Annotated in this window: 20 protein-coding genes and 5 pseudogenes; 8 read left to right on the plus strand and 17 right to left on the minus strand. The window is 64.2% G+C overall.

Features of this window, described 5'->3' with window-relative positions:
• Nucleotide 1: 1 nt before the first annotated feature.
• The 5 genes and pseudogenes from PFEN_RS08400 to PFEN_RS08420 form a co-directional block, all read right to left on the minus strand.
• Complete coding sequence (locus PFEN_RS08400) at nt 2-4,573, minus strand: alpha-2-macroglobulin family protein (RefSeq protein WP_191486397.1); 4,572 nt, start codon at nt 4,571-4,573, stop codon at nt 2-4.
• Entirely contained in the window at nt 4,570-5,211 is a 642-nt protein-coding gene (locus PFEN_RS08405) for a DUF1175 domain-containing protein (protein WP_191486398.1), read from the minus strand. The genes PFEN_RS08400 and PFEN_RS08405 overlap by 4 nt, the downstream gene beginning before the upstream one ends.
• Nucleotides 5,212-5,396: 185 nt before the next feature.
• Complete coding sequence (locus PFEN_RS08410; RefSeq protein WP_191486399.1) at nt 5,397-7,118, minus strand: DUF2138 domain-containing protein; 1,722 nt, start codon at nt 7,116-7,118, stop codon at nt 5,397-5,399.
• A 35-nt stretch (nt 7,119-7,153) separates the two neighbouring features.
• Nucleotides 7,154-7,945 carry a YfaP family protein gene (locus tag PFEN_RS08415; RefSeq protein ID WP_191486400.1) on the minus strand — a complete coding sequence of 264 codons (792 nt, stop codon included), beginning with the start codon at nt 7,943-7,945 and terminating at the stop codon, nt 7,154-7,156.
• 328 nt (nt 7,946-8,273) lie between these two features.
• Nucleotides 8,274-8,429: pseudogene (locus PFEN_RS08420) on the minus strand (transcriptional regulator); the annotation flags it as partial.
• 258 nt (nt 8,430-8,687) lie between these two features.
• Between PFEN_RS08420 and PFEN_RS08425 the strand changes: the two are divergent.
• From PFEN_RS08425 to dxs, 3 genes are all read left to right on the plus strand, one after another.
• A complete protein-coding gene (locus tag PFEN_RS08425) occupies nt 8,688-8,930 on the plus strand; it encodes an exodeoxyribonuclease VII small subunit (RefSeq protein WP_100944400.1) in 243 nt (80 codons plus the stop codon).
• Complete coding sequence (gene ispA, locus PFEN_RS08430; protein WP_191486401.1) at nt 8,927-9,814, plus strand: (2E,6E)-farnesyl diphosphate synthase; 888 nt, start codon at nt 8,927-8,929, stop codon at nt 9,812-9,814. Before PFEN_RS08425 ends, ispA begins: the two co-directional genes overlap by 4 nt.
• A gap of 112 nt (nt 9,815-9,926) precedes the next feature.
• Entirely contained in the window at nt 9,927-11,825 is a 1,899-nt protein-coding gene (gene dxs / locus PFEN_RS08435) for a 1-deoxy-D-xylulose-5-phosphate synthase (RefSeq protein WP_191486402.1), read from the plus strand.
• A gap of 244 nt (nt 11,826-12,069) precedes the next feature.
• Here dxs and PFEN_RS08440 read toward each other — a convergent pair whose 3' ends face one another.
• The 11 genes from PFEN_RS08440 to nrdR form a co-directional block, all read right to left on the minus strand.
• Complete coding sequence (locus tag PFEN_RS08440) at nt 12,070-12,489, minus strand: MFS transporter (RefSeq protein WP_191486403.1); 420 nt, start codon at nt 12,487-12,489, stop codon at nt 12,070-12,072.
• Nucleotides 12,486-13,103 (minus strand): GTP cyclohydrolase II, encoded by a 618-nt coding sequence (gene ribA / locus PFEN_RS08445; RefSeq protein ID WP_191486439.1) that lies wholly within the window; start codon nt 13,101-13,103, stop codon nt 12,486-12,488. The genes PFEN_RS08440 and ribA overlap by 4 nt, the downstream gene beginning before the upstream one ends.
• Before the next feature lie 96 nt (nt 13,104-13,199).
• Nucleotides 13,200-13,985 (minus strand): transporter substrate-binding domain-containing protein, encoded by a 786-nt coding sequence (locus tag PFEN_RS08450; RefSeq protein WP_191486404.1) that lies wholly within the window; start codon nt 13,983-13,985, stop codon nt 13,200-13,202.
• Nucleotides 13,986-13,995: 10 nt separating this feature from the next.
• Nucleotides 13,996-14,499: a phosphatidylglycerophosphatase A gene (locus tag PFEN_RS08455; protein ID WP_191486405.1), complete on the minus strand. Its 504-nt coding sequence runs from the start codon at nt 14,497-14,499 to the stop codon at nt 13,996-13,998.
• Complete coding sequence (thiL, locus tag PFEN_RS08460) at nt 14,496-15,461, minus strand: thiamine-phosphate kinase (protein WP_191486406.1); 966 nt, start codon at nt 15,459-15,461, stop codon at nt 14,496-14,498. The genes PFEN_RS08455 and thiL overlap by 4 nt, the downstream gene beginning before the upstream one ends.
• 18 nt (nt 15,462-15,479) lie before the next feature.
• Nucleotides 15,480-15,980, minus strand: a complete 501-nt coding sequence (gene nusB / locus PFEN_RS08465; protein ID WP_177101688.1) for a transcription antitermination factor NusB — start codon at nt 15,978-15,980, stop codon at nt 15,480-15,482.
• On the minus strand, nt 15,977-16,453 hold the full coding sequence (gene ribE, locus PFEN_RS08470; protein WP_040071241.1) for a 6,7-dimethyl-8-ribityllumazine synthase: 477 nt from the start codon (nt 16,451-16,453) through the stop codon (nt 15,977-15,979). The genes nusB and ribE overlap by 4 nt, the downstream gene beginning before the upstream one ends.
• A gap of 91 nt (nt 16,454-16,544) precedes the next feature.
• Complete coding sequence (gene ribBA / locus PFEN_RS08475; RefSeq protein ID WP_191485974.1) at nt 16,545-17,636, minus strand: bifunctional 3,4-dihydroxy-2-butanone-4-phosphate synthase/GTP cyclohydrolase II; 1,092 nt, start codon at nt 17,634-17,636, stop codon at nt 16,545-16,547.
• A 31-nt stretch (nt 17,637-17,667) separates the two neighbouring features.
• Complete coding sequence (locus tag PFEN_RS08480) at nt 17,668-18,330, minus strand: riboflavin synthase (RefSeq protein ID WP_040071243.1); 663 nt, start codon at nt 18,328-18,330, stop codon at nt 17,668-17,670.
• 45 nt (nt 18,331-18,375) lie between these two features.
• Nucleotides 18,376-19,515 (minus strand): bifunctional diaminohydroxyphosphoribosylaminopyrimidine deaminase/5-amino-6-(5-phosphoribosylamino)uracil reductase RibD, encoded by a 1,140-nt coding sequence (ribD, locus tag PFEN_RS08485; RefSeq protein WP_191485973.1) that lies wholly within the window; start codon nt 19,513-19,515, stop codon nt 18,376-18,378.
• On the minus strand, nt 19,512-19,976 hold the full coding sequence (gene nrdR / locus PFEN_RS08490) for a transcriptional regulator NrdR (RefSeq protein WP_191485968.1): 465 nt from the start codon (nt 19,974-19,976) through the stop codon (nt 19,512-19,514). Before nrdR ends, ribD begins: the two co-directional genes overlap by 4 nt.
• 141 nt (nt 19,977-20,117) lie before the next feature.
• Here nrdR and PFEN_RS08495 point away from each other — a divergent pair, with 141 nt between their 5' ends.
• From PFEN_RS08495 to trxA, 3 genes and pseudogenes are all read left to right on the plus strand, one after another.
• Nucleotides 20,118-20,576 carry a hypothetical protein gene (locus PFEN_RS08495; RefSeq protein WP_191485969.1) on the plus strand — a complete coding sequence of 153 codons (459 nt, stop codon included), beginning with the start codon at nt 20,118-20,120 and terminating at the stop codon, nt 20,574-20,576.
• A pseudogene (locus tag PFEN_RS08500) lies at nt 20,573-21,258 on the plus strand (class I SAM-dependent methyltransferase). Before PFEN_RS08495 ends, PFEN_RS08500 begins: the two are co-directional and overlap by 4 nt.
• Nucleotides 21,259-21,288: 30 nt before the next feature.
• Nucleotides 21,289-22,160: pseudogene (gene trxA / locus PFEN_RS08505) on the plus strand (thioredoxin).
• 83 nt (nt 22,161-22,243) lie between these two features.
• Here the strand turns inward: trxA and PFEN_RS08510 are convergent.
• Nucleotides 22,244-22,592 (minus strand): annotated as a pseudogene (locus PFEN_RS08510) (hypothetical protein).
• A 163-nt stretch (nt 22,593-22,755) separates the two neighbouring features.
• Here PFEN_RS08510 and PFEN_RS08515 point away from each other — a divergent pair.
• Entirely contained in the window at nt 22,756-23,331 is a 576-nt protein-coding gene (locus PFEN_RS08515; RefSeq protein ID WP_224770922.1) for a DUF2796 domain-containing protein, read from the plus strand.
• Nucleotides 23,332-23,502: 171 nt separating this feature from the next.
• A pseudogene (locus PFEN_RS08520) lies at nt 23,503-24,085 on the plus strand (ATP-binding cassette domain-containing protein); the annotation flags it as partial.

Consider the following 24,085-nt stretch of genomic DNA (forward strand, 5'->3'; position numbering starts at 1 on the left):
GTTATTCGACCGTGATCTGCCCAAGCGCCGGCTTCTGCTCCTGGGCCTGGTGCTCTGGCGCATAGATCTGGCTGAAACGCGCCGGCGGCAACTTGAACTGGCCCTTCTGCGAGAAGCGGATCAGATGGCGCAGGCGCACTTCACCGTTGAGGCTGTTGACCGGCACACCGTAAGCCATCTGCCCCGGTTCGAAATGCGCCTTCTCCAAAGGCGTGGCTTCAGCACCGGCCAACCCCTCAAGATTGACGCCCCAGGTGGTGCGCTCGACATCGGCGCCCGGCGGCAACGGCACTTCGAGCATGCCGTAGCGCAGTGGTTTGGCGCTCTTGGTGCTGAGGATCACTTCATCCAGGTAGAGACTGTCGCTGGACAACGGTTTGTCACCCACGGCCTTGAGGCTGAAGGTGTAGGCGTCGTCGCCCGGCACCAGTTCCAGCAGGCGGCGCTTGATCTGCACCGGCAGGTCATCCGGGACTTTCTGCTGGCTGAGGTAGCTCAGCTTGGCCCGCAGCGGAAGCTCCTGCGCACCGCTCACGGTCAACACGCTCGGTACACCCGGGCCCTGCCATTGCCAGTAGTTCTCACCGGTCCCGCCCTGACGCGCTTGCCAGCCTTCGCCCGGGGTCAGGTTGACCATTTTCGGGGTCTGCTCGACGCTGCGTTGCAGCCAGGTCAGGGCCAGGGCGCGTTCCAGGGTGGATTGCTGCGGCAACAGGCGCTGCAACAGGTCCTGAGCCAGGTCGGCGTTGAACGGTTTGATCGACAGGTTCAAGGCGCTGGCGAACGGCTGCGAGCTGGCGCCGAGGCGCTGCTCGGCCGCGGGCAGTTGCTTGCTGAACGCATCCGGCAAGGCGACTTTGCTCTGGCGGGCCAGGGCGGCGGTCAGTACCCGCGCACTGGCCAGGCCCAGGGCCGAATCCGGTGCGCTCATGATCACGCTGTCCTGGCCATCGTCCATCAGGTTGGCGTCGGCGCCCTCGCCGGCTTTCGCCAGTTCGTCCATCAGGCCGCTCAGCAGGGTGTTCACCGGCAGTTGCATGTCCTTGGCGAACGACAACACCAGCGCCCGTTGCAGCAACGGCGTGACGCTGGCCTGTTTGGCATAGACATCCAGCACCCGCTGCCAGTGCTCCGGCGGCAGGCTGATGCCCAGCGCCTTGCTGGCGTGCCAGTCGGCGTAATAGGCGTAGCCGGTGAGGAAGGCGTCTGGAGTGACATCTTCGCCCCACCAGGTGAACCAGGCGTCCGGCCCGGCCATCGAGACCAGGCGCAGGCGGCTGTTCTGCATGATCAGACGCAGACGGTCGCGGACCTGGGCGTTGGCCGACAGTGCCGGGTAGGCGATGCTCAACGGCAGCAGTTGGCTGGCAGTCTGTTCGACGCCACCGTAGGGGTAGCTGAGCAGGTCGTCGAGGTTGGCGCGGAACAGTGCTTGCGGGCTGTCGTCGAGGCGCAGGCGAATATCGCTGGCGTCCGCCGGCAGGCTCAACGGCGTGTCGCCACTGGCCACACTGAGGTTCTGGCTTTGCGTCACTTGCCAGCCGTCGCCCACCGCACTCAGGTGCACGGTCAGGGCGTCCTGGGACTTGCCATCCTGTTGCAGTTCAGCACTCCAGTCGCCACTGCTCAGCGCGGTCGCCGGCAGCGGGATGTAGTTGATGCCTTTGTTCAGGGACAACGGCAAGCGCTGTTCCTGACGAGCGTAGCGAATCACCAGTTCGGTCTTGACCGGCTTGTCGGCCTGACTGAAGGCGAACAGGCCAAGCTTCGGCTGGTCGCCGCTGCGGAAGTGGGTCGGACCGCTCCATTTCAGGTACAGCGGTTTGTCGGAACGGATGAACTGGTTCTTCTGCCCCACTTGTCCGGCATCGGCGATGGCCCGGGCGGTGATGCGCCAGCGGGTCAGGGAGTCCGGCATGCGGAAGGTGAAGCGCACCTTGCCGTTGGCATCGGTGACCAGTTCCGGCTGCCAGGCGGCGGTGTCGACGTCTTCGCGACGCGGCCGCTCCAGCACTTTCACTCCGCGCTCGCTGCGGTTGGCCTTGCCCGGCGCGCCCGGGCTGCCCGGCAATGCCACGTCGTAGCTGATAAACGACAGGCTGGCGCTGGTGCGCACGTTGTTGCGCCGTGGGTGGTAGAAGAACTGGTCGATGCTCGGCGCCACTTCCGGCTGCAGTGCGTAGATCATTTCATCCACCACGCTGACGGTCAGGTGCGCCGCGACCGGCTTGCCGGCGAACTGGGTGGTCAGGTCCACCGAGACGGTGTCGCCCGGCTGGTAGCTGTCCTTGTCGGTGGCAATGGCCACGTCGATCTGCGGCGTGGTGACCTTGAGGCCGGCGTTCTGGAAGCTGTATTCACCACCCTTGGTGTAGAGCACCGAGAAGGTCAGGTTGGGGGAGAAGTTGTCCTTCACCGGAATCCGCGCACGGTATTGGGTGTCGCTGATTTTCTCCAGGCGCAACCAGTCGCCGCCCTTGGACAGCAATGCCGTGGCCTCGACCTTGTCGCGTTCCAGGGACAGCAGCGCGTCGGTGACCGGCTCCGGAAAGGTGATCAGCGCCAGGGCTTCACCACCAGCCTGGTATTCGGGCTTGTCGAGGAGGATTTCCACGGTGCCGGGCACGGCTTTCACGCCATCGCCGGTCACCGAATGGCCAGTGGCGCCAAGGATGCGCTCGTGATCGTCCTTGAGCGACAGGTTGTAGGTGCCAGGACGGTCGAAGGTGACGCTGAAACCTTTGTCATTGGCCGCCAGTTTACCGCTGCCGGTGGACTGGTCTTCCAGGCGTACCCAGCTATAGGTGCTCGGCGTACCGGCGTTGGGCTGGGCGACGGTGGATTCGCTGGCGTAGCTGAACGCGACCTTCTCACCGGTAGCGCTGAAACGCTGCGGTGCCGACAAGCGATAGCGCGCCGCGCCGCGCTCGATGAGGATCTCCTTGGTGGTCTTGACCCGATACGCCGCGCCATCGCTGGCGAACACGGTGAGCATGTAGCGGCTCGGTTTTTCCGCCGCCGGCAGGTCAAGCACGGCCTGGCCCTTGTCGTCGGTGGTCAGTTCGGTGCTGGTCAGTTCCACCGGGAATTGCCCGAGGTATTGCAGCTCGTTGTCAACCATCGACAGTTGCTGGGCGCGCAGGCTCAGTTGCACGCGGGCATCGGCCACCGGCTTGCCGTCCGGGTAAAGCAACAGCAATTTGCCCTTGATCGGCTCGCCAGTGCGGAAGTCCTGCTTGGCCAGGTCCATGGAAATTTCAAAGTGCGGCTTGATGTACTCGGCGACGCGGAAGGCGCTGCTGTAGGTCTGGTCGCGGTAGTTGAAACGCAGTTCGTAACCACCGGCCACGGCGTTATCCGGCAGTTGGAAACGGCCCTGGGTCCCGGACTTGGCGTCCAGGTTCAGGTCCAGGGTCTGCAAGGTGGTGCCGGTGGCATCCAGCACGCTGACGCGCACCGGGGCGGTGGTCGGGTTGACCGAGTCGCGGGCGTTCTTGAATTCGCGACCGACGATCTTCATCGACACCCAATCCCCCGGCCGATACAGCGGCCGGTCGGTGAAAGCGTAGAGCTTGGTGTCGTAGATTTCGCTGTCGTAATAGAAGTTCTCGGAGACGAAGACACCGCCCTCGTCGTCCTCGCCGATCATGAACGAGCGCTCCGGGCTGACGTGCTTGAGGCGCAGCAAGCCATCGGCATCGGTCTCGCCACTGCTCATCACGCCCAGGCCGTCGGTCCACAGCACCTTGACCTTGGGCACCGAGCTGCCTTCATGCTTGCGTGCCGCCCAGACCAGCAGTTCGTCGCCGGCGATCTTGCTCACGGCCACGGTGTTGGAGACAAACACCACGGTGGTCGCGCGGTATTTGCCGATCAGCGCTTCCACCAGGTACAGGCCCGGCTTGAGTTTGCCCAGCGGGATATAGACGTTGCCGGGAGCGACGCTGATGAACTGGCTGGAAGAACCAGCCAGGTCGACGCCCTTCGGCGGCTGGATCGGCTTGGCGTCCCACAGCGGGTAGCGGAACTGGCTGACCATTGGCAGACCGGGCAGTGGCGCGTATTGCGGGTGGTTGTCATACGGGGTCGGCGCGGCGATGGCCTGGCCCATTTTCAGTTCCGGCACTTCCTCGGTCACTTGCTTGCGCGACTCATAGGAGAACGCCCGCTGCATCACCCGACGGGATTTGCGGTACCAGTTGTCCCACAGGTAGGCCAGGGTGTTGGACAGCCCTTCGCCCTTGAACTGACCGTCGCTGACCACCCGGTGCAGGTTCTTCTGGCGTTTGAGGAACTCCAGCGGCTGGTCGATGCGGTACACGCGGATATCCGCGCCGCCGTAAGGCTCCATGCGGAAACGCCGGTAGTCGCGGCCCGGCGCCTCGAGGCGGACCAGGGCCTGCTCGTCGCTGGCGAAACTGCTGTCGGCCAGCAGGAAGAAACTCTCGCCGGCCACCGGCGTGTAGTTGCTCGGCGGCACCGAGTCATCAGCGGCACCAGCGACAACCGGCAGCAGCACGGCCAGGGCGAAAACCATTCGGGAAAACAGACGCTTCATGGGAGACCCGTTCATCGAGAGAGGAAGTTCAGCCGGTAGACGCCGATGAAGTTGGGGTTCGTTGCATCGGGTATCCATCGGGTGTCCTTCCATGTCATGAGTTGCTGCACGCTGGCGGAGCGCATGCCGTTGTCGGTGGGGGTGGTGGTGCCGGTGTGATAGGCGATATTGCGGCCCATCCAGATCATCAGGTGCTGGTCGTCGCCCTGGTCGAAGAACAGCAGGTCACCGGGCCGCGCCTGGTTGAGGTCGCGGCTGACCAGTTGACTGTTGAACTGGATCAGTTTGATCGCATTGACGTAGGGCCCGACCTTGCCGCCGCCCTGTTGCCATTGCTGGGCCAGGTTGCGCTGGCCTTCGCTGAGGACCAGTTCGGGCGGCAGGTAGCGGTTGGACAGGCCATTGGCCCGTAGCCATTTGTCGTCATGGGTTTTCAGCGCTTCGTTGGCGGCGAAACGCACCAGCCCGGCGCAGTCCTGCTGGTACCAGCGCGGGCTCGGGCCCTGGGTCAGTTGCTCCTGAGCGATACGCACGAACCAGGCGCGGAACACCTGCGATTGCTCGACGTCCAGGGGCGGTGTTTCCAGGGCGAACGCGGGCACGCTGAACAGCAGCGCCAGCACGCACAGGCCTTTCCGGGCACGCCCCTCCATTGTGGCGAGTGGGCTTGCCCACGCTGGGGTGCGCAGCAGCCCTGAAACCTGCAAGCGAGGTCGATCTGACGGAATGCGTTGGCCGGTTTTGCGACTGCTGCGCAGTCGAACGTGGGCAAGCCCACTCGCCACAGTGGTGCAGCGTTGCCATCCCGATAGCGCCGTGCCAATCGCGAACATAGGCGTCACATCGCGCGCCATTGCAGCGGCAACCACTGCCAGTGGCCGTCCGGCTCGCTGCCTTCCGGCAGGGTCAGGGCGTATTTGCCGAAACCGGCGAGCTTTTGCAGCTTGGGAATCAGGTGGGTCTGCGCGGCGTTGCGGAACACCGGCTCCATGTCCTGGGGCAGGCTGTCGAGGGTTTCCTGCTGCATCAGTTGCGCCAGGGAGTCCGGGCCGAGGTAGACCGGCATCAGCACGTCCTTGGGCAGCACGTCGGCCAGTGGCGGGAAGTGCTTGTCGAGGGTGCCGAGGGCCTTGTCCACCAGCTTGTCATCCAGGGAAAACAACAGGGTCGAACCGTGTCGTGCCAGGCTCACGCGGAAGAAGCCCTTGCCGGTGATGGCGTCGGGGTTCTCGGCTTCCTTGGCGGCGTACTGACCGAAGGTCGAGCTGACCTGACGCTTCCACTGGTGGACGCCGTCTTTCTGCTGCTCGTCGATGGGGAACAGACCGCCGTCGACATTGCTTTCCTTGCTCCCGACCATCGAGCCGAACAGCTTGCCCAGGTCGGCGTCGAGACTGTCGTTGTCCTTGGTCAGGTTCGCCACCAGCAACGGTGTGTACAGGCGCGAGTCGGCATACCAGCAAAGGCCGGCGGCACCGCTCATGTGTTCGGTGAGTTTTTTCGCGGTGGCCTCGTCGGCCCCCAGTTTGACCAGCAGCGGTTGTTGCTGCTCGGCGGCCAGTGGCAGCGCGACGCAGGCGCTGGCGCCTACCGGCATGGCTTGCCAGATCGGCTTGAAGTCGAAGTCGGCGGCTTTGTCCTGCTCATCCAGGGCGAGGAAGCTGTGCCAGCCCTTGTCGTCCATATCCAGGCGCAGGCCGGCGAAGTTGGGGATAAAGCGCTGGTAACCCATGGCCAGGACGCTGGACGCAATCGAGATACGCTGCTTCACGACCGTTTCGCGGGGCTTGAGACCGAAGGCTTCGGGGAACAGTTTGTCGCCATTGAGCAACGCCGCCAGGGCCTGGGTCGAGACCTCGCCCGGCGCCACTTCGCTGTCGTCGCTGGTTTGCTCGTAAAGCCGGTCCGGGTTGGACAGCACCACCAGCTTGTCGCCACGGGAAGCGAACAGCAGGGACTTGCTGGCGTTGTAGGCCAGGCGATAGAGCGGCACGCTGTCACCGGCGACCTTCACGTCGCCGACCTTGGTCAGTTGGGTGTCGTCCAGCGCGACATGGGCCAGGGGCTCAAGCAGTTTGGCCAGGCCGCCGCGGTCCATGACCAGCAGGAAGTCCTTGAGCCGACCATCGGCACCGCGCCACAGGGCGATATCCGCCGGCTGGTCGAAGAGTTGCTCGATCAGGTTGTCCTGCAGCTTGAGGTCATGCTCGTAGATGATCCGTCGCAGGCTGCCGATCAGGCCCAGGCGGTCGCCGTGGGTTTCGTAATAGAAGACGAAATCCTCGGTCAGGGTGTCACGCAGGAACGGCACGCTGAGCAGGTCCTTGGGCAACTGACTCAGCGACGCGGTTTCCAACAGCGCATCCGGGCGGCTCACGCCGAGTTTTTCCAGGGCCAGTTCCGGGATCGGGGCGGCCGGTTTGTGGTGGAAAAACCAGCCCAGGCCGCCGGCCACCGTGCCGGCCACGCAAAGCCCGAGCACAAGGCCCAGCCAGCGGCGCGAGCCAGCAGGTGGGGTGGCGGGTACGGCGGCGTCCGGGGAAGCTGTGTTATCGCTCATGTTCGCAAAGCCCATTCATCCGTGGAGCGGGATGTTCAATAGTTGAAGGTCTTGACCAGCAGCAGGTCGCCGATGGCGCGCAGGGGCACCGTGAAGCTCTCGCGTTTTTCATCGACGGTGTTTTCGTTGAGCACCAGGTTGATCTGCGAGGTGATGACCTCGTTCTGGTTGGCGCGCTCGGTAAAGTTATAGCCGTCGCTGGCGCTGTAGTTGCCCCAGTAGTTCACATAAATCAGGTAGGTGCCGTGCAGCGGCGCGGTCATGGTGAACATTTCCGGGCCGGGGCCGTCGACGCCGTCCGGGTCGAGGCCGCCGCCGTTGGTCAACGCCGGATGGGCGTAGAAGGCGTGCTGGCCGTCGGGGGTGATGATGTGCAGGTCGAGTTCGGCCTTGGGGTCGTCCCAGCCGAGGACCACGCGGATACGCGCCGGGGTGATCTGCTTGTTGGCTTCGTAGAACTGCACGCGCTTGAGGGATTTGCCCTCGGAACTGCGCACTTCGACGTTGTTGGAACCGGCACCGAAGGCGTAGGGCCGGACGAAGCGGCCGGCGTCGTCGGTGTAGAGATTCAGCGGGTTGCCGTTGACCGACAGGACGTGCGGCGTGCGCGGACCGGAGGGCGGATTGATCCGGCCTTCGATGGGCGTGCGGCTGCGCTGGATGCCACGATCGATGGGCGGCGTGGGATAGGCCACGCGCGGGGCCTCGCTGCGGTCGAGGAAGCCCGAATAACGCCAGCCGCCGGTGGGCTCCTGAAGCTCGGCCGAGGGCTCGGCCCAGGCGGTCGTGGCCCAGAGGGCGATCAGGATGGGGAAAAACCGGCGCATCAACAGCCTCCTTGCCATGTTTGACAAATCCCTGCGCCAGATCCACAGCGCACTCCCGACACGGTATCGGTCAGAGAAGACCTGTCGATGACAGGCGGGGGAAGCGGCAGAGGTTAGCGATTCGAAGGTTGTTAGACAATGGATACAAAGCGGTATTTGTGAGGTGGCTCAGCAAATAAATCAGGTTCCTCGTGCGAACCCCGGAAAGCCTTGTAAAACAAGGCAAAAGGCCATTACCTAAGCAGTGTTTTCCGATCGACCTGCGGTTTTCATATCGACGAGAAACAGATACACGATGCCCTTACAAAACAACCGGAGTCGCCGGCCGAAGCTTGGCGAAATCACCCTCGGACAAACCGACCTTTGTCCGAACCTCGACAGCGGCGATCAATGTCTCCCTGGTGACCCGCGCCGCTTTACTCGCCTTCATCTGCCGAACCGAGACCAGCAAGTCCTTCTGGAATTGCTCCGGTTCATCATTCATCGAAGAGTTCTTCCTTCAATTGTTTCAGGAACACGGCAGGTAGGTTGTCAAATTTTGACTTGAATACAGCAATGCCGTATCCACAAACAATCATGGGTATGTATCGCACTGTTACGATCACCACAGTGATCATCCCGAGAGCGTGGAAACGATCCACTATTCTGTTCAGGACAAAGCGAGTGGTAGCCCCTCGCATTTGCCCCTAAACCCGCTGTCTGCTAGTGTCGCGCCCGTTCAACGCCTACCGAGATCGCCGCCATGGCCCGCAAAAAAGCTTCCCTGGATTTCGAGCAGTCCCTTGCCGACCTGCAAACCCTGGTCGAACGCCTGGAGAACGGCGAATTGTCGTTGGAAGACTCGCTGACCGCTTTCGAACAAGGCATCCGCCTGACCCGCGACTGCCAGGGCGCCCTGGCCCAGGCCGAGCAGAAGGTGCAGATCCTCCTCGAACGCGACGGCGAACTGGCCGAAGAGCCCTTCGACGCGGAACAAGCAGAATGATCAAAGCCTATCAGGCCAGCAGCCAGGCCCGGGTCAACAGCGCACTCGAAACCCTGTTCAACGCCCCCAGCGCCGAACTCGCCCGCCTCTATGAAGCCATGCGCTACAGCGTGATGAATGGCGGCAAGCGCGTCCGTCCGCTACTCGCCTACGCCGCCTGCGAGGCCCTCGGCGGCAAGCCCGAACAGGCCAACGGCGCGGCCTGCGCGGTAGAACTGATCCACGCCTACTCGCTGGTGCACGACGATTTGCCGGCCATGGACGACGACGATCTGCGCCGCGGCCAGCCGACCACCCACAAGGCGTTCGACGAAGCCTGCGCGATTCTTGCCGGCGACGGCCTGCAAAGCCTGGCCTTCAGCGCCCTGCTCGATCCACGCCTGAGCGACCTGGACGCCGATATCCGCCTGACCATGGTCACCACCCTGGCCCAGGCGGCCGGCCCCGCCGGCATGGTCGGCGGCCAGGCCATCGACCTCGGCGCGGTCGGCCGCAAGCTCGACCAGAAAGCCCTGGAGTACATGCACCGGCACAAGACCGGCGCACTGATCGAAGCCAGCGTCAAACTTGGCGCCCTGGCCAGCGGCCACGCGCAAAACGACGAGTTGCGTGCCCTGCAGACCTATGCCCAGGCCATCGGCCTGGCTTTCCAGGTGCAGGACGATATTCTCGACGTGGAAAGCGACACCGCCACCCTGGGCAAGCGCCAGGGCGCCGATATCGCCCGCGACAAGCCAACCTACCCGGCCCTGCTCGGCCTGGACGCGGCCAAGGTCTACGCCCTGGAGCTGCGCGACCAGGCGCTGCACGCCCTGCGACCGTTTGACGCTTGCGCCGAACCGTTGCGCGAGCTGGCCCGTTATATCGTCGAACGTCGCCACTGATCCCGGCGCGTCGCTCAAGGCCGCGTATCGGCCAACTTCGACGCTCCGCGTGGGCAGCGTGCGATGCATCAGGTAAACTGCCGCCTCTTCTATACCTATAACGATTCGCCTGATGCCCACGACGTTCCATGAGATTCCCCGCAAGCGCCCGACCACGCCCCTGCTGGACCGTGCCGACACGCCGGCCGGCCTGCGCCGGTTAGGTGAAGCCGAGCTGGAAACCCTGGCCGATGAATTGCGCCAGGAGTTGCTCTATTCGGTCGGCCAGACCGGCGGGCACTTCGGTGCCGGCCTCGGCGTGATCGAACTGACCATCGCGCTGCACTACGTCTTCGACACCCCGGACGACCGACTGGTGTGGGACGTGGGTCATCAGGCGTATCCGCACAAGATCCTCACCGGTCGCCGCGCCCGGATGCACACCCTGCGCCAGAAAGGTGGCCTGGCTGCTTTCCCACGCCGTTCGGAGAGCGAGTACGACACCTTTGGCGTCGGTCACTCCAGCACCTCGATCAGCGCCGCGCTGGGCATGGCCATCGCCGCCCGCCTGCAGAACAGCGAGCGCAAGGCCATCGCCGTGATCGGCGACGGTGCCCTGACCGCCGGCATGGCCTTCGAGGCGCTGAACCACGCGCCGGAAGTCGACGCCAACATGCTGGTGATCCTCAACGACAACGACATGTCGATCTCGCGCAATGTCGGCGGCCTGTCGAACTACCTGGCCAAGATTCTCTCCAGCCGCACCTACGCGAGCATGCGCGAAGGCAGCAAGAAAGTACTGTCGCGCCTGCCCGGGGCCTGGGAAATCGCCCGGCGTACCGAAGAATACGCCAAGGGCATGCTGGTGCCCGGGACCCTGTTCGAAGAACTGGGCTGGAACTACATCGGTCCGATCGACGGCCATGACCTGCCGACCCTGATCGCCACCCTGCGCAACATGCGCGACCTCAAGGGTCCGCAGTTCCTGCATGTGGTCACCAAGAAGGGCAAGGGCTTCGCTCCGGCGGAGCTCGACCCGATCGGTTACCACGCGATCACCAAGCTCGACCCCCTGGACGCCCCGGCCGCCGCGCCGAAAAAGGCCAGCGGACCGAAATACTCCGGCGTGTTCGGCGAATGGCTGTGCGACATGGCCGCCGCCGACCCGCGCCTGGTGGGCATTACCCCGGCGATGAAGGAAGGCTCCGATCTGGTGGCTTTCAGCGAGCGTTTCCCGCTGCGCTACTTCGACGTGGCGATTGCCGAGCAACACGCGGTGACCTTTGCCGCCGGCATGGCCTGCGAAGGCGCCAAGCCGGTGGTGGCGATCTACTCGACCTTCCTGCAGCGCGGTTATGACCAATTGGTGCATGACGTGGCGGTGCAGAATCTCGACGTGTTGTTCGCCATCGACCGCGCCGGCCTGGTGGGCGAAGACGGCCCGACCCATGCCGGTAGTTTCGACCTGTCATACCTGCGCTGCATCCCCGGCATGCTGGTGATGACCCCGAGCGACGAAAACGAACTGCGCAAGATGCTCAGCACTGGCCATTTGTACAACGGGCCGGCGGCGGTGCGCTATCCGCGCGGTACCGGGCCGAATGCGCCCATCGAGAAAGACCTGGAACCGATCGAGATCGGCAAGGGCGTGGTTCGGCGTCGCGGCAGCAAAGTCGCCCTGTTGGTATTTGGCGTGCAACTGGCCGAGGCGCTGATCGTGGCCGAGAAGCTGGAGGCGAGCGTGGTCGACATGCGTTTCGTCAAGCCGCTGGATGAAGCGCTGGTGCGCGAAATGGCCGGCAGCCATGAGTTGCTGGTGACCCTCGAGGAAAACGCCATCATGGGCGGCGCCGGGGCGGCGGTCAGCGAGTTCCTGGCGCGTGACAACCTGCTCAAGCCGATCCTGCACCTGGGTCTGCCGGATGTGTATGTCGAACACGCGAAGCCGGCGCAGATGCTGGCGGAGTGCGGGTTGGATGTGGCGGGGATCGAAGCGTCGGTGACCGAGCGGATGAAGCTGCTGGGATTGTGAGCCCCTTGCTCCATCCTGGAGCACAGCGACTTGTGGCGAGCGGGCTTGCCCGCGCTGGGGCGCGAAGCGGCCCCAAAATCGGCAGCCTCATTGTGTCAGCTGGAAGGTAATCACAGGTTTTACGACTGCTGCACAGCCGAGCGCGGCGGTGCGGCGTTCCGACAAGCCCGCTCGCCACAAAACCCGGCACACCTCAGGACCGTCTCTAACCTGACGCCCTCCAAGCCAAAGGGCATGGTATCGATCAGCCCAACTGACGCGGAACGCGGTACAGGTAGAACAGCACCGCCGTGGACAACACCAGCAGCATCAACGGCACCGCCTCCAACCCGACGAACACCGCCAGGGTGCCGATCCAGGTCGGCAATGCCGCCACGACCAGGGCCTTGCGCCGCACATCCGCCAGTTCAATCCACGCCGCCGGCTCTTCCGGGCTATCCAACGCCGCCTGCGTCGCTACCAACGAACGCTTGTAAGCCCCGAAAAAGCGCAGGCTGACAAACATCGAAGCCACCCCGGCAATGAACAACGGCATCGCCAACACCGGCAGCAGCGGCTCCGTCTGCCCGAACAACCAGTTGGCGACAAACAGCGGCAGCACACTCAGCCCCAGTTGCTTCCACCAGCCCACCGCCAGCCGCCGCTTTACCTGGCCACGGGTCACGCCGGGTCAGCCTCGCTCTGGTGCTCGTTGCCCATCATATGGCCGAGCTTGCCAGCCTTGGTCGCCAGGTAGAGCTTGTTGTGCGGGTTCTGCCCGGTTTGCAGCGGCACGCGCTCGACCACGTCAATGCCCATCTCGGTCAAAGCCTTGACCTTGCGTGGGTTGTTGGTCATCAGGCGCAGGGACTTGATGCCCAGGTGTTCGAGCATTGGCTGGCAGATGGAGTAGTCGCGCTGGTCGGCGGCAAAACCCAAGCGCTCGTTGGCCTCGACCGTGTCGGCGCCACCATCCTGCAACTCATAGGCGCGGATCTTGTTCATCAGGCCAATGCCTCGGCCTTCCTGGCGCAGGTACAGCAAAACACCGCGACCTTCGAGAGCAATCGCCCGCAGCGCTGCCTCCAGCTGGGAGCCGCAATCGCAGCGCTGGCTGAACAAGGCATCGCCGGTCAGGCATTCGGAATGCACGCGGCCAAGAACCGGTGCGCCATCTGCCACATCCCCCAGGGTCAGCACGACGTGTTCACGGCCGGTGGCTTCTTCGAGAAAGCCATTCATGGTGAAGGTCGCAAAGGGAGTGGGCAGTTTGGAAGCGGCGACGAAAACGACGGGCACCATGTGCTCCTGATCAGTATGAGGACTGGAAATTCGCAGAGATTGCATTGTAACAGCAGGTTCCTACAGACGCTTAGGCTGAATTATCCATGATAACTATCGATTGGTTTGATTCGTACCCACCGGCACCGGCAGGCTATCGAACGGATAAGGTTGCTTCCAACGTTCGAAAATCACCCGCAACTCACCGCTCCTGACCAGCTCCTCCATACGCAGGTCATACAGCGCCATGAGCGCACGCCCCCGTGCGGTATTGGCAAACCCCAGGTACAGCGGCAGGTCCAGCAGGTGGCTGCGCCGGTACATATCAGGGTGCGCGGCATGCCCCAGCACCTCGTTCACCTCGGACAAGGCGTCGATGTAGTAGTCGGCACGACTGTGGGACAGCATCGACAAGATACCGTCCCGACGCACGATTTCGTTGTAATGCCGAATATTGGGCAGGTAGTCCTGGTACTTGTAACCGCGCATCCAGGCCAGGCGATAGATGCCGAGGGTTTCCAGGGTCGGCTGCGGATTGCTCGCCAACCCCAAGGCATAAAGATGATCGACGTCGAAATGCCAACGCGGATACAGCGCCCCCGCCACCTCGTTGCGATAAGCCGCCACCCAGGCGTCCGCCTCGCCCCGCTGCACCAGTCCGATCGCCCGGGTATAAGGCTCGGTACTGATCAAGACCTTGACGCCCTTGGGCTCGAAGATTTCGCGCATCAGATCCCAGGCCATGCCGTGTCCGTCGGCGCCGGTGTAGTCGAGCCATTCCTCGCTGGCGAGGTGGACCTGCCCGGGTAAGGACGTTTCCTCGCCAGCTCGAGCAACATTTCCTACAACGCTACCTGCAAACAAACAGAGCAGCAGCACCCACAACCGCCAGCCAGACATGCCCGATTCCTCAGGTAAAGAGGTGCACCAACCCTTGCATGGCCAGCCAGGCGAAGACCCCGGCCAGTACATCATCGAGCATGATGCCAACACCGCCATGGACATGCCGGTCGATCCAGCGGATCGGCCAGGGCTTGAGGATGTCGAAGAAGCGGAACAGCAGAAAACCCGCCAGCAACCAGTACCAGCCGTCCGGCACCAGCCAGAGGGTGATCCACATCCCGACCATCTCGTCCCAGACGATGCCTTCGTGGTCGTGTACCCGCAGATCGTTGGCGACCTTGCCGCACAGCCAGAAGCCGAACAACATGGTGACGCCAAGCATCAGCCAGTAGCCCCAGTCGGGCAGCATCTGCCATAACGGTATAAAGGGTAGCGCAACCAGCGACCCCCAGGTGCCCGGCGCCTTGGGCAAGGTGCCGGAACCGAAGCCGAAGGCCAGGAAATGCCAGGGATTGCGCCAGACCGACGGCGGCACGTGCTCGGCCGGGACCTGCTTGGGATGATCTGTCACGGTGTCTCCGGAAAATGTTGGTAACCCCGGCGCGCCGGTGTGATATCGCGGCCAGCGGCGTCCACCAGGAGCACGCCCTGCCCGGCCAGTACCTGCCCGATCATCCGTACCGATGGGTGCGCGGCCAGCAACCCGGGCCACTCGTCGGCTGGCAGGGTAAAGGCCAGCACGTAGTCATCGCCACCGCTGAGGGCCGCCTGGTGGGCGCCATCCTGACCGAGAAAGGCCCGCAACGCCGACGACAAGGGCAGCGCGTCGTGCGCCACCTGCAACCTGACCGCGGATGCCGCCGCGATATGCCCGCAATCGGCCAAGAGCCCATCGGAGATATCCAGTGCCGAGGTCGCCTTGTTGCGCAAGAACTGACCCAGTGCCAATTGCGGCTTGGGCGACCAGTAGTGCTCCAGCAGCGGCTCGGCAATCGCCGGCTCCGCCGTACGCTGCCCCAGCACCAGCGGCAAGGCGCCGGCCGCATTGCCCAACTCGCCGCCGACACACAGCAGGTCGCCGACTTGCGCGCCGCCGCGGGTCAAGGCCTGCCCCGTCGGCACCCGACCGAACACCGTCAGCGTCAGGCACAGCGGTCCACGGGTGGTGTCGCCGCCCACCAGGCGCAAGGCACAGTGTTGCGCCATCAGGTTCAGGCCGTGGGCGAAGGCTTGCAGCCAACTGGCGTCGTTGTGCGGCAAGGTCAGGGCCAGGGTAAAGGCCAGGGGTGTGGCGCCCATGGCGGCCAGGTCGCTGGCGGCCACGGCCAGCGCGCGCTGGCCGAGCAGGAAAGGGTCGCAGGGGTCGGCAAAGTGCACACCGGCCACCAGGGTGTCGGTGGAAATCGCCAATTGCTCCCCGGCGGGGACGCTGAGCAGAGCGCAGTCGTCGCCGATGCCCAGGGCAACGCCCTCGCCGGCCTGCGCACAGGGCGCGGCGGCGAAGAAATTGCGGATCAGCTCGAACTCGCCCATGCAAAGGTCAAGCGCGGATCAGCGCTTGAACGCCTTCACTTCAGCTTCACGCAGGCGCGGCGCCAGCTTGTCGAGCACGCCGTTGACGAACTTGTGACCATCGGTGGAACCGTAGACCTTGGCCAGTTCGATGCCTTCGTTGATCACCACGCGGTAGGGCACGTCAACGCGCTTGAGCAGTTCCCAGGTGGACAGGCGCAACACCGCCAGCTCAACCGGGTCCAACTCTTCGATCTCGATGTCCAGGCACGGCTTGAGGACCGTGTCGATCTCGCTCTTGAACTGCGGGACGCCGTGGAGGATTTCACGGAAGTACGCGCCGTCGACATCGCTGAAATCGTTGTCGACCCGGAACTGCGCCTCGATTTCGTTCAGCGACTGCTTGGCCATGTGCCACTGGTACAGCGCCTGGGTCGCCAGTTGACGGGCTTCGCGACGCTTGACGCTCTTGGAGGGCTTGCCGGCGCCTTCGGGCTTCGGATCGCGCGGGTTGAAACGATCGCTTTCGTCGCTAATCACACAGCCTCCAATTGCGCCAGCAGGCTGACCATTTCCAGGGCGGAAAGGGCGGCTTCGGCGCCTTTGTTGCCGGCCTTGGTGCCGGAACGCTCGATGGCTTGCTCGATGGAGTCGACGGTCAGCACGCCAAAGGCCACCGGCACGCCGAACTCCATGGAGACCTGGGCCAGGCCCTTGGTGCATTCGCCGGCCACGTATTCGAAGTGCGGGGTACCGCCACGAATGACCGCGCCGAGGGCGATGATCGCCGAGAAGTCGCCTTTCTGCGCGACTTTCTGTGCCACCAGCGGGATCTCGAAGGCGCCAGGCGCACGGATGATGGTGATGTCGCTTTCGCTGACACCGTGGCGAACCAGGGCGTCAACGGCACCGCTCACCAGGCTTTCGACGACGAAGCTGTTGAAGCGGCCGACCACCAGGGCGTAGCGGCCTTTGGGGGCGATGAAGGTACCTTCGATGGTCTTCAGGGTCATTCGACAATTCTCTTAAAGAGCCGGGGCGCGCCTAGTACGCGCCCCTCAGGGATATTTGAACCGCGAATCAAGGGCCGCGAGCAGCCAGTCTTTATTCGGAGGGCACGTATTCTACTACTTCCAGGTCGAAACCGGATATCGCATTGAACTTCATCGGCGCACTCATCAGGCGCATTTTGCGCACGCCCAGGTCACGCAGGATCTGCGAACCGGCCCCGACAATGCTGTAGGTGGTCGGTTTTTTCGCCGGCACCTGCTCGGCGGTCTCGCGGATATGCGCCAGCAGCACGTCGCCGTCCAGCGGGTGCCCCAGCAACAGCACCACGCCGCTGCCGGCCTCGGCCACCGTGGCCATGGCGGCGCGCAGGCTCCAGCGCCCGGGTTGCTTGACCATCAACAGGTCGCGCAGCGGGTCCATGTTGTGCACCCGCACCAGGGTCGGCTCTTCGGCGCAGAAGCTGCCCAGGGTCAGGGCCATGTGCACATCGCCTTCCACCGAATCACGATAGGTCACCAGGGTGAATTGCCCCAGTTCGCTGTCCAGTGGCTGCTCGGCAATCCGCTGAACGGTACGTTCGTGGATCATCCGGTAGTGGATCAGGTCGGCGATGGTGCCGATCTTGATGCTGTGCTCGGCGGCGAAGGTTTCCAGTTCGGCGCGACGGGACATGGTGCCGTCGTCGTTCATCACTTCGCAGATCACCCCGCTCGGCTCGAAACCGGCCATGCGCGCCAGGTCGCAGGCCGCTTCGGTGTGGCCGGCACGGGCCAGGGTACCGCCGGGCTGGGCCATCAGCGGGAAGATGTGACCGGGACTGACGATGTCTTCGGCCTTGGCGTCCTTGGCGGCCGCCGCTTGCACGGTACGCGCGCGGTCGGCGGCGGAGATACCGGTGGTCACCCCTTCGCTGGCCTCGATGGACACGGTGAACTTGGTGCCGAAGCCGGAACCGTTGCGCGGCGCCATCAGCGGCAGCTTGAGCAGTTCGCAACGCTCGCGGCTCATGGGCATGCAGATCAGGCCACGGGCGTGCTTGGCCATGAAGTTGATGTGTTCGGCCTTGCAGCATTCGGCGGCCATGATCAGGTCGCCTTCGTTCTCACGGTCTTCGTCATCCATGAGGATGACCATCTTGCCTTGGCGAATGTCTTCGACCAGTTCTTCAATCGTGTTGAGCGCCACGCGGCACCCCCCTTCTTTCAAAAATTGAGTTTCAGGATTTGAGGTAGCCGTTGGCGGCCAGGAAACTTTCGGTGATGCCGCCGCTTGATGGTTCCGCGGCCTTGTCGCCCAGCAGCAGACGCTCCAGGTAACGGGCCAGCAGGTCGACTTCGAGGTTGACCTGACGACCGGGACGGTAGTCGGCCATGATGGTTTCGGCCAGGGTGTGCGGGACGATGGTCAGTTCGAACTCGGCGCCGTTCACCGCGTTGACCGTCAGGCTGGTGCCGTCGACGGTGATCGAGCCCTTGTGGGCGATGTACTTGGCCAGGTCTTTCGGCGCACGGATGCGAAACTGGATGGCCCGGGCGTTTTCTTCACGGGCGACGACTTCGCCGACGCCGTCGACATGGCCGCTGACCAGGTGTCCACCCAGGCGCGTGGTCGGGGTCAGGGCTTTTTCCAGGTTGACCCGGCTGCCGGCTTTCAACTGGTTGAAGGCGGTGCAGTCCAGGGTTTCACGGCTGACGTCGGCCCAGAAGCCATCGCCCGGCAGCTCGACAGCGGTCAGGCAGACGCCGTTCACCGCGATGCTGTCGCCGAGCTTGACGTCGGCCAGGTCCAGCTTGCCGGTTTCCACGTAGACGCGAACGTCACCGCCCTTGGGGTTGAGGGCACGGATACTGCCGATGGATTCGATGATGCCGGTAAACATGAAGTCCTCCTCGAGAACAGGCCCGCGCGTGGCGCAAGCCGAAAATTATACGCCGGGTGTCGGATCAGGTATCGCGGTGACTCGCCAGTCACTGCCGACTGCGCGCATTTCGATGATTTTCAGCCGCGGCGCCTCGCTCATCCGCGCCAATGGCCAGTCCAACAATGGACGCGCCGTGGAGCCGAGAAACTGACCAGCGACAAACAATTGGTATTCATCCACCAGTCCTTGCCGGGCAAAGGCGCCCGCCAGGCGCGGGCCGGCCTCGACCAGCACGTCGTTGACGCCACGGGCGGCCAGTTCGGTGAGCACGCGGCGCAGGTCAACGTGACCATCGGCAGCGGGCACTTCCAGCAGTTCATGGCCCAGGGCCCGATAGCGTTCGCTGGCGCCTGGGGTGCAGGTCACCACCAGCGCCGGCCCCACCGTGAAAAACGCCGCCTCCAGTGGCACCCGCAGCCGACCGTCGATCAGCACCCGCAGGGGGGGGCGGCGTTCGGCCAGGGCCGTCAGTTCGGGGTCGAGGCCCAGCTCGGCGGGGCGCACGGTCATCCGCGCGTTGTCCGCCAGCACGCTGTCGGCGCCGGTCAGCACCACGCTGGCCTGGGCGCGCAAGCGCTGCACGGCGGAACGCGCCTCTGGACCGGTGATCCACTGGCTTTCGCCGCTGGCCATGGCGGTACGGCCATCCAGGCTCATCGCCAGCTTGACCCGCACGAATGGCACGCCATGCTCCATGCGTTTGAGGAAGCCCTGGTTGAGCGCCCGGGCTTCGCCTTCCAGCACGCCGCTGTGCACGGCGATACCGGCATCGGCCAGACGCTTGAGGCCACGGCCGGCGACTTCCGGGTTGGGGTCCTGCATGGCCACGACCACCCGCGCCACGCCGGCCTTGACCAGGGCGTCGGCGCACGGTGGCGTGCGACCGAAATGGCTGCACGGTTCAAGGGTCACGTAGGCCGTGGCGCCGCGGGCGTTTTCAGCGGCCTCGCGCAAGGCATGCACCTCGGCATGGGGTTCGCCGGCGCGCACGTGCCAACCTTCGCCGACCACCACGCCGGCCCGCACGATCACACAGCCGACCCGAGGGTTCGGGTGGGTCGAGTAGCGGCCCTTGCGGGCCAGCTCCAGGGCTCGGGCCATGTAGTGGGCGTCGAGGACGGCCTGCTCGGTCGAAAGGCTCATTCCTTGGCCGGCTCGCGGGCGAGACGGTCGATCTCTTCGCGGAACTCATTGAGGTCCTGGAAGCGGCGATAGACCGACGCGAAACGGATATAGGCGACTTCGTCGAGCTTCTGCAGCTCGCTCATCACCAGCTCGCCGACAACCAGCGACTTGACCTCGCGCTCGCCGGTGGCCCGCAGCTTGTGCTTGATATGCACCAGCGCGGCTTCCAGGCGCTCGACGCTGACCGGGCGCTTTTCCAGCGCGCGCTGCATGCCGGCGCGAAGTTTGTCTTCGTCGAAGGGTTGGCGGCTGCCGTCCTGTTTGATCAGGCGTGGCAAGACCAGTTCGGCGGTCTCGAAGGTGGTGAAACGTTCACCGCAGGCCAGGCATTCGCGCCGGCGGCGCACCTGTTCGCCCTCGGCGACCAGACGCGAGTCGATGACTTTGGTGTCGTTGGCACCGCAGAAGGGACAGTGCATGGTGGCAGGCAACAAAAAATGGGAGGGCCATGGTAGCGCATCCCCGTCGCAAGACAAGCCATAGGCTTTACGGTATACAGTCGCCCGACTACCTTTTATCCCTATAGATGCAGCGTATTTCGCCTTGAGTTGGAGCTGTTCATGTCAGTACGACCGCTTGTTTTGCTCAGTCTCGCCGGCCTGTTGGCTGCTTGCGGCAGCCCGCCGCCCAAGCCTGTCCCGCAGGCCCCGGTCCAGCAACAGACGAGTAAACCGGTCACTCCCTATGAAGAACTCGGTCCGTTGCCCGCGTTTCAGCGTGAATTGAGCGGCACCTTGCTGGGTGTGCCAGCGGGCGCGGAAGCGGAACTGGCGCTGCTGGTGATCGACGAGCGCGGTCGACCGCAGCAGTTGCTGGCCAGCAGCAGGATCAGAGGCACCGGCCAGGCGCTGCCGTTCCACCTGCGCTTCAACCCGGAGGTGTTCCCGCTGGGCAGCCGGGTGGAATTGCGCGGGCGGGCCAGCCAGTCCGGGCAGTTGATCCTGCATCTGCCGGCGCGGACCATCACCGAGCCGACCTCTCAGGTCCTCGGCCAGTTGCAATTCTTTACCGCCCCATGAGCGCACCGACGGACCTGCAACAGTCCTTGAGCGAGCTGCTGGGCGATGCGCGACTGGTGGCGTGTTCATTGCCAGGGACCGCGCTGCGGTTATGGCTGATCGACGCGCACAACATGGACCGCGCCTTTACCCCGGAGGAAACCCGGCGAATTCTGCATGAACCGCCCTATTGGAGTTTCTGTTGGGCCAGCGGCCTGGCCATGGCCCGCTACCTGGCGGCACAGCCACAGTGGGTGGCGGGCAAGCGGGTACTGGACTTCGGCGCCGGCTCGGGCGTGGCGGCAATTGCCGCGGCCCGCGCCGGGCGCTGGAAGTGGTGGCCTGCGACCTTGATCCGCTGGCGCTGGCGGCCTGCCGGGCGAATGCGGCGCTCAATGGGGTGGAACTGGGTTACAGCGAGGATTTCTTCGCCGAGAGCGATCGTTTCGACCTGATCCTGGTGGCGGATGTTCTGTATGACCGGGAGAACCTGCCCTTGCTCGATCAATTCCTCAGCCGGGGTCGGGAAGCGCTGGTGGCGGATTCGCGGGTTCGGGATTTCCGCCATCCGCTGTACCGACGCCTGGAAATGCTCGAAGCCTTCACCCTGCCGGATCTGGCGGAACCGGAGGAGTTTCGCCATGTCAGTCTTTACCATGCCCAGCGCGACCGTGCTTCCGGCCATCCGGCCCAGGCTTTATAGTTGCCCCATTCCACGCTCTTCGAGATTGCAATGACTCAGCCCAGCCCCTACATCTTCGACGCCACCACCGCTGACTTCGACCAGTCGGTGATCGAGAATTCGTTCCACAAGCCGGTACTGGTGGATTTCTGGGCCGAGTGGTGCGCGCCCTGCAAAGCATTGATGCCGATGTTGCAACAGATCGCCGAGAGCTATCAGGGCGAACTGTTGCTGGCCAAGGTCGACTGCGATGCCGAGCAGGACATCGTCGCTCGTTTCGGTATTCGCAGCCTGCCTACCGTGGTGCTGTTCAAGGACGGCCAGCCGGTGGACGGTTTCGCCGGGGCCCAACCGGAGTCGGCGGTGCGCAAAATGCTTGAGCCGCACGTACAGATGCCACCGCCGGTCGCCGCCGATCCCCTGGAACAGGCCGAGGCGCTGTTCGCCGAGGGTCGGATCGGCGATGCCGAAGCCCTGCTCAAGGTATTGCTCGGTGAAGACAACAGTAACGCCAAGGCGCTGATTCTCTATGGCCGCTGCCTGGCCGAGCGCGGCGAGCTGGGCGAAGCCCAGGTGGTACTGGATGCGGTCAGAGCGACGAGTACAAGGCCGCGCTGGCCGGTGCCAAGGCGCAGCTGACCTTCTTGCGTCAGGCGGCCGACCTGCCGGAGGTGGCTGATCTGAAGGCGCGCCTGGCGCAAAATCCGCAGGACGACGAAGCGGTCTATCAGTTGGCGGTACAACAGCTGTCGCGCCAGCAGTACGAAGCTGCGCTGGAGGGTCTGCTCAAGCTGTTTATCCGCAATCGCGGTTACAGCGAAGGCCTGCCGCACAAGACTTTGCTGCAGGTGTTCGATCTGTTGGGCAACGACCACCCACTGGTGACCACCTATCGTCGCCGGCTGTTCGCTGCGTTGTACTGACCTTGCGTGAGCAGGCTTTAGCTCTGGAGCGGCCCGAAGGCCGCCAAAAGCTTCGTGGGCAAGCTCCGCTCTCACATCCCCCTTCAGGCCTCGACCCAGCTGTAAAGCGGCGAATCCGTCCGCTCAGCACCTTGATCTCGCTGCAATGGCGCAAGCGCACCAACAAGCGCTTGGCCGCCGCCGTGCTCCCGCCAACCCTTCCAACTGTCCCAGCAACTGCGGCCCATCAATCTGCCCGGCCTGACGCACCAGGTCCCTGGCCGTCCGCCACAAGGCATCGTCCTGGCTCACCGGAGGCGCCACCAGCGCAACATCCGCATCGGCAGGCACGCTCACCTGCAACTGCGCCCCCAGCCGCGCCCAGTCACCCTCATCCAGCTCCACCGTCAAATCCACCGGCCATTGGCCGATGCTGCCTCGAATTCGTACCATGCCGCCCACCTCGCTATACAGGCGCCCATGCTCCCACGCGTCACCCGACACGCCAAGTCAGTGGCCGAACCCGGGATAAAATGTTATAAGATCACATAACAAAACACCCTCGTTGCCGTTCCCGGAGAAACGCCATGCGCCACCTGCTGCTCGCCCTTTTGCCTTGCTCCCGCTGGTTGCCGCCCAAGCCCATGAAGCACACGAACATGGCAGCCTCGGTGCCCACGAGCACGGTGTGGGCCGGCTGAACGCGGCGCTGGACGGCCAGACCCTGGAACTGGAACTGCAAAGCCCGGCAATGAACCTGGTGGGCTTCGAACACCCGGCCAGCAGCGATGCCGACAAGGCCAAGGTGGCCAGCGTGCACGCCTTGCTGGAGAAGCCGCTGGAGCTGTTCAACCTGCCGAAAGCCGCCGGTTGCGTGGTGGCCAACCAGAAGCTGGAAAGCCCGCTGTTCGGCGACCCGGCACCTGAAGAAGCCGATGACGATGATGACGATCACGCCCCTGAAGCCGCCGCAACCACGCCGGCCGCCGGTGCCGAACACCACCACGACCACAGCGAGATCCACGCCCACTACCAGTTCACCTGTGCCACCCCGGCGGCGCTGAAGACCCTGGAACTGGGCCAGGTGTTCAAGACATTCCCCGCCACCCACAAGATTCAGGTGCAGTTGATTTCCGGCAGTGGCCAACAAGGGGTTGACGCCACGCCAGAGGCTGCCACCCTGAAGTTCTGATCCATCGCCATCCTTGTTGGAATGGCGCTTATCTGTGCGAGCGGAGCTTGCCCGCGAAAGGGACGACGCGGTGCTTCAGAGACACCGAGTTGATCCCCTTCGCGGGCAAGCTCCGCTCCCACAGATGAACAGCGTCCCCACAAAGAGCCCACCACCTGTGAATCGGCCTTTATGACCCAAGCACTTATCGAACTGTCCGACCTGAGCTTCAACTGGCCCGGTCATCCGCAGTTGCTGGACATTCCGGCGTTCCGCCTGGAACCGGGCGAAACGCTGTTCCTCAAGGGCCCCAGCGGCAGCGGCAAGACCACCTTGCTCGGTCTGTTGGGCGGGGTGCAGAAGCCCAATCGGGTAGCATCCGCTTGCTCGGCCAGGAACTCACCGAACTGGGCGCCGGGGCTCGCGACCGCTTTCGCGTCGACCACACCGGCTACATTTTCCAGCAGTTCAACCTGCTACCGTTTCTCTCGGTGCGCGAGAACGTCGAGCTGCCTTGTCACTTTTCCAAACTGCGCGCCAGCCGTGCGATCCAGCGCCACGGCAGCGCCGACCAGGCCGCCGCGACCCTGCTCGCCCACCTCGGTCTGAGCGACCCGGCCCTGCTCGAACGCCGCGCCGACTCGCTGTCCATCGGCCAGCAACAACGGGTTGCCGCCGCCGCGCGCTGATCGGCCAGCCGGAGCTGGTGATCGCCGACGAGCCGACCTCGGCGCTGGACTACGATGCCCGCGAAGCCTTTATCCGCCTGCTGTTC

The organism is Pseudomonas sp. FEN (genome assembly GCF_904067045.1).
Classification (GTDB): Bacteria; Pseudomonadota; Gammaproteobacteria; order Pseudomonadales; family Pseudomonadaceae; genus Aquipseudomonas.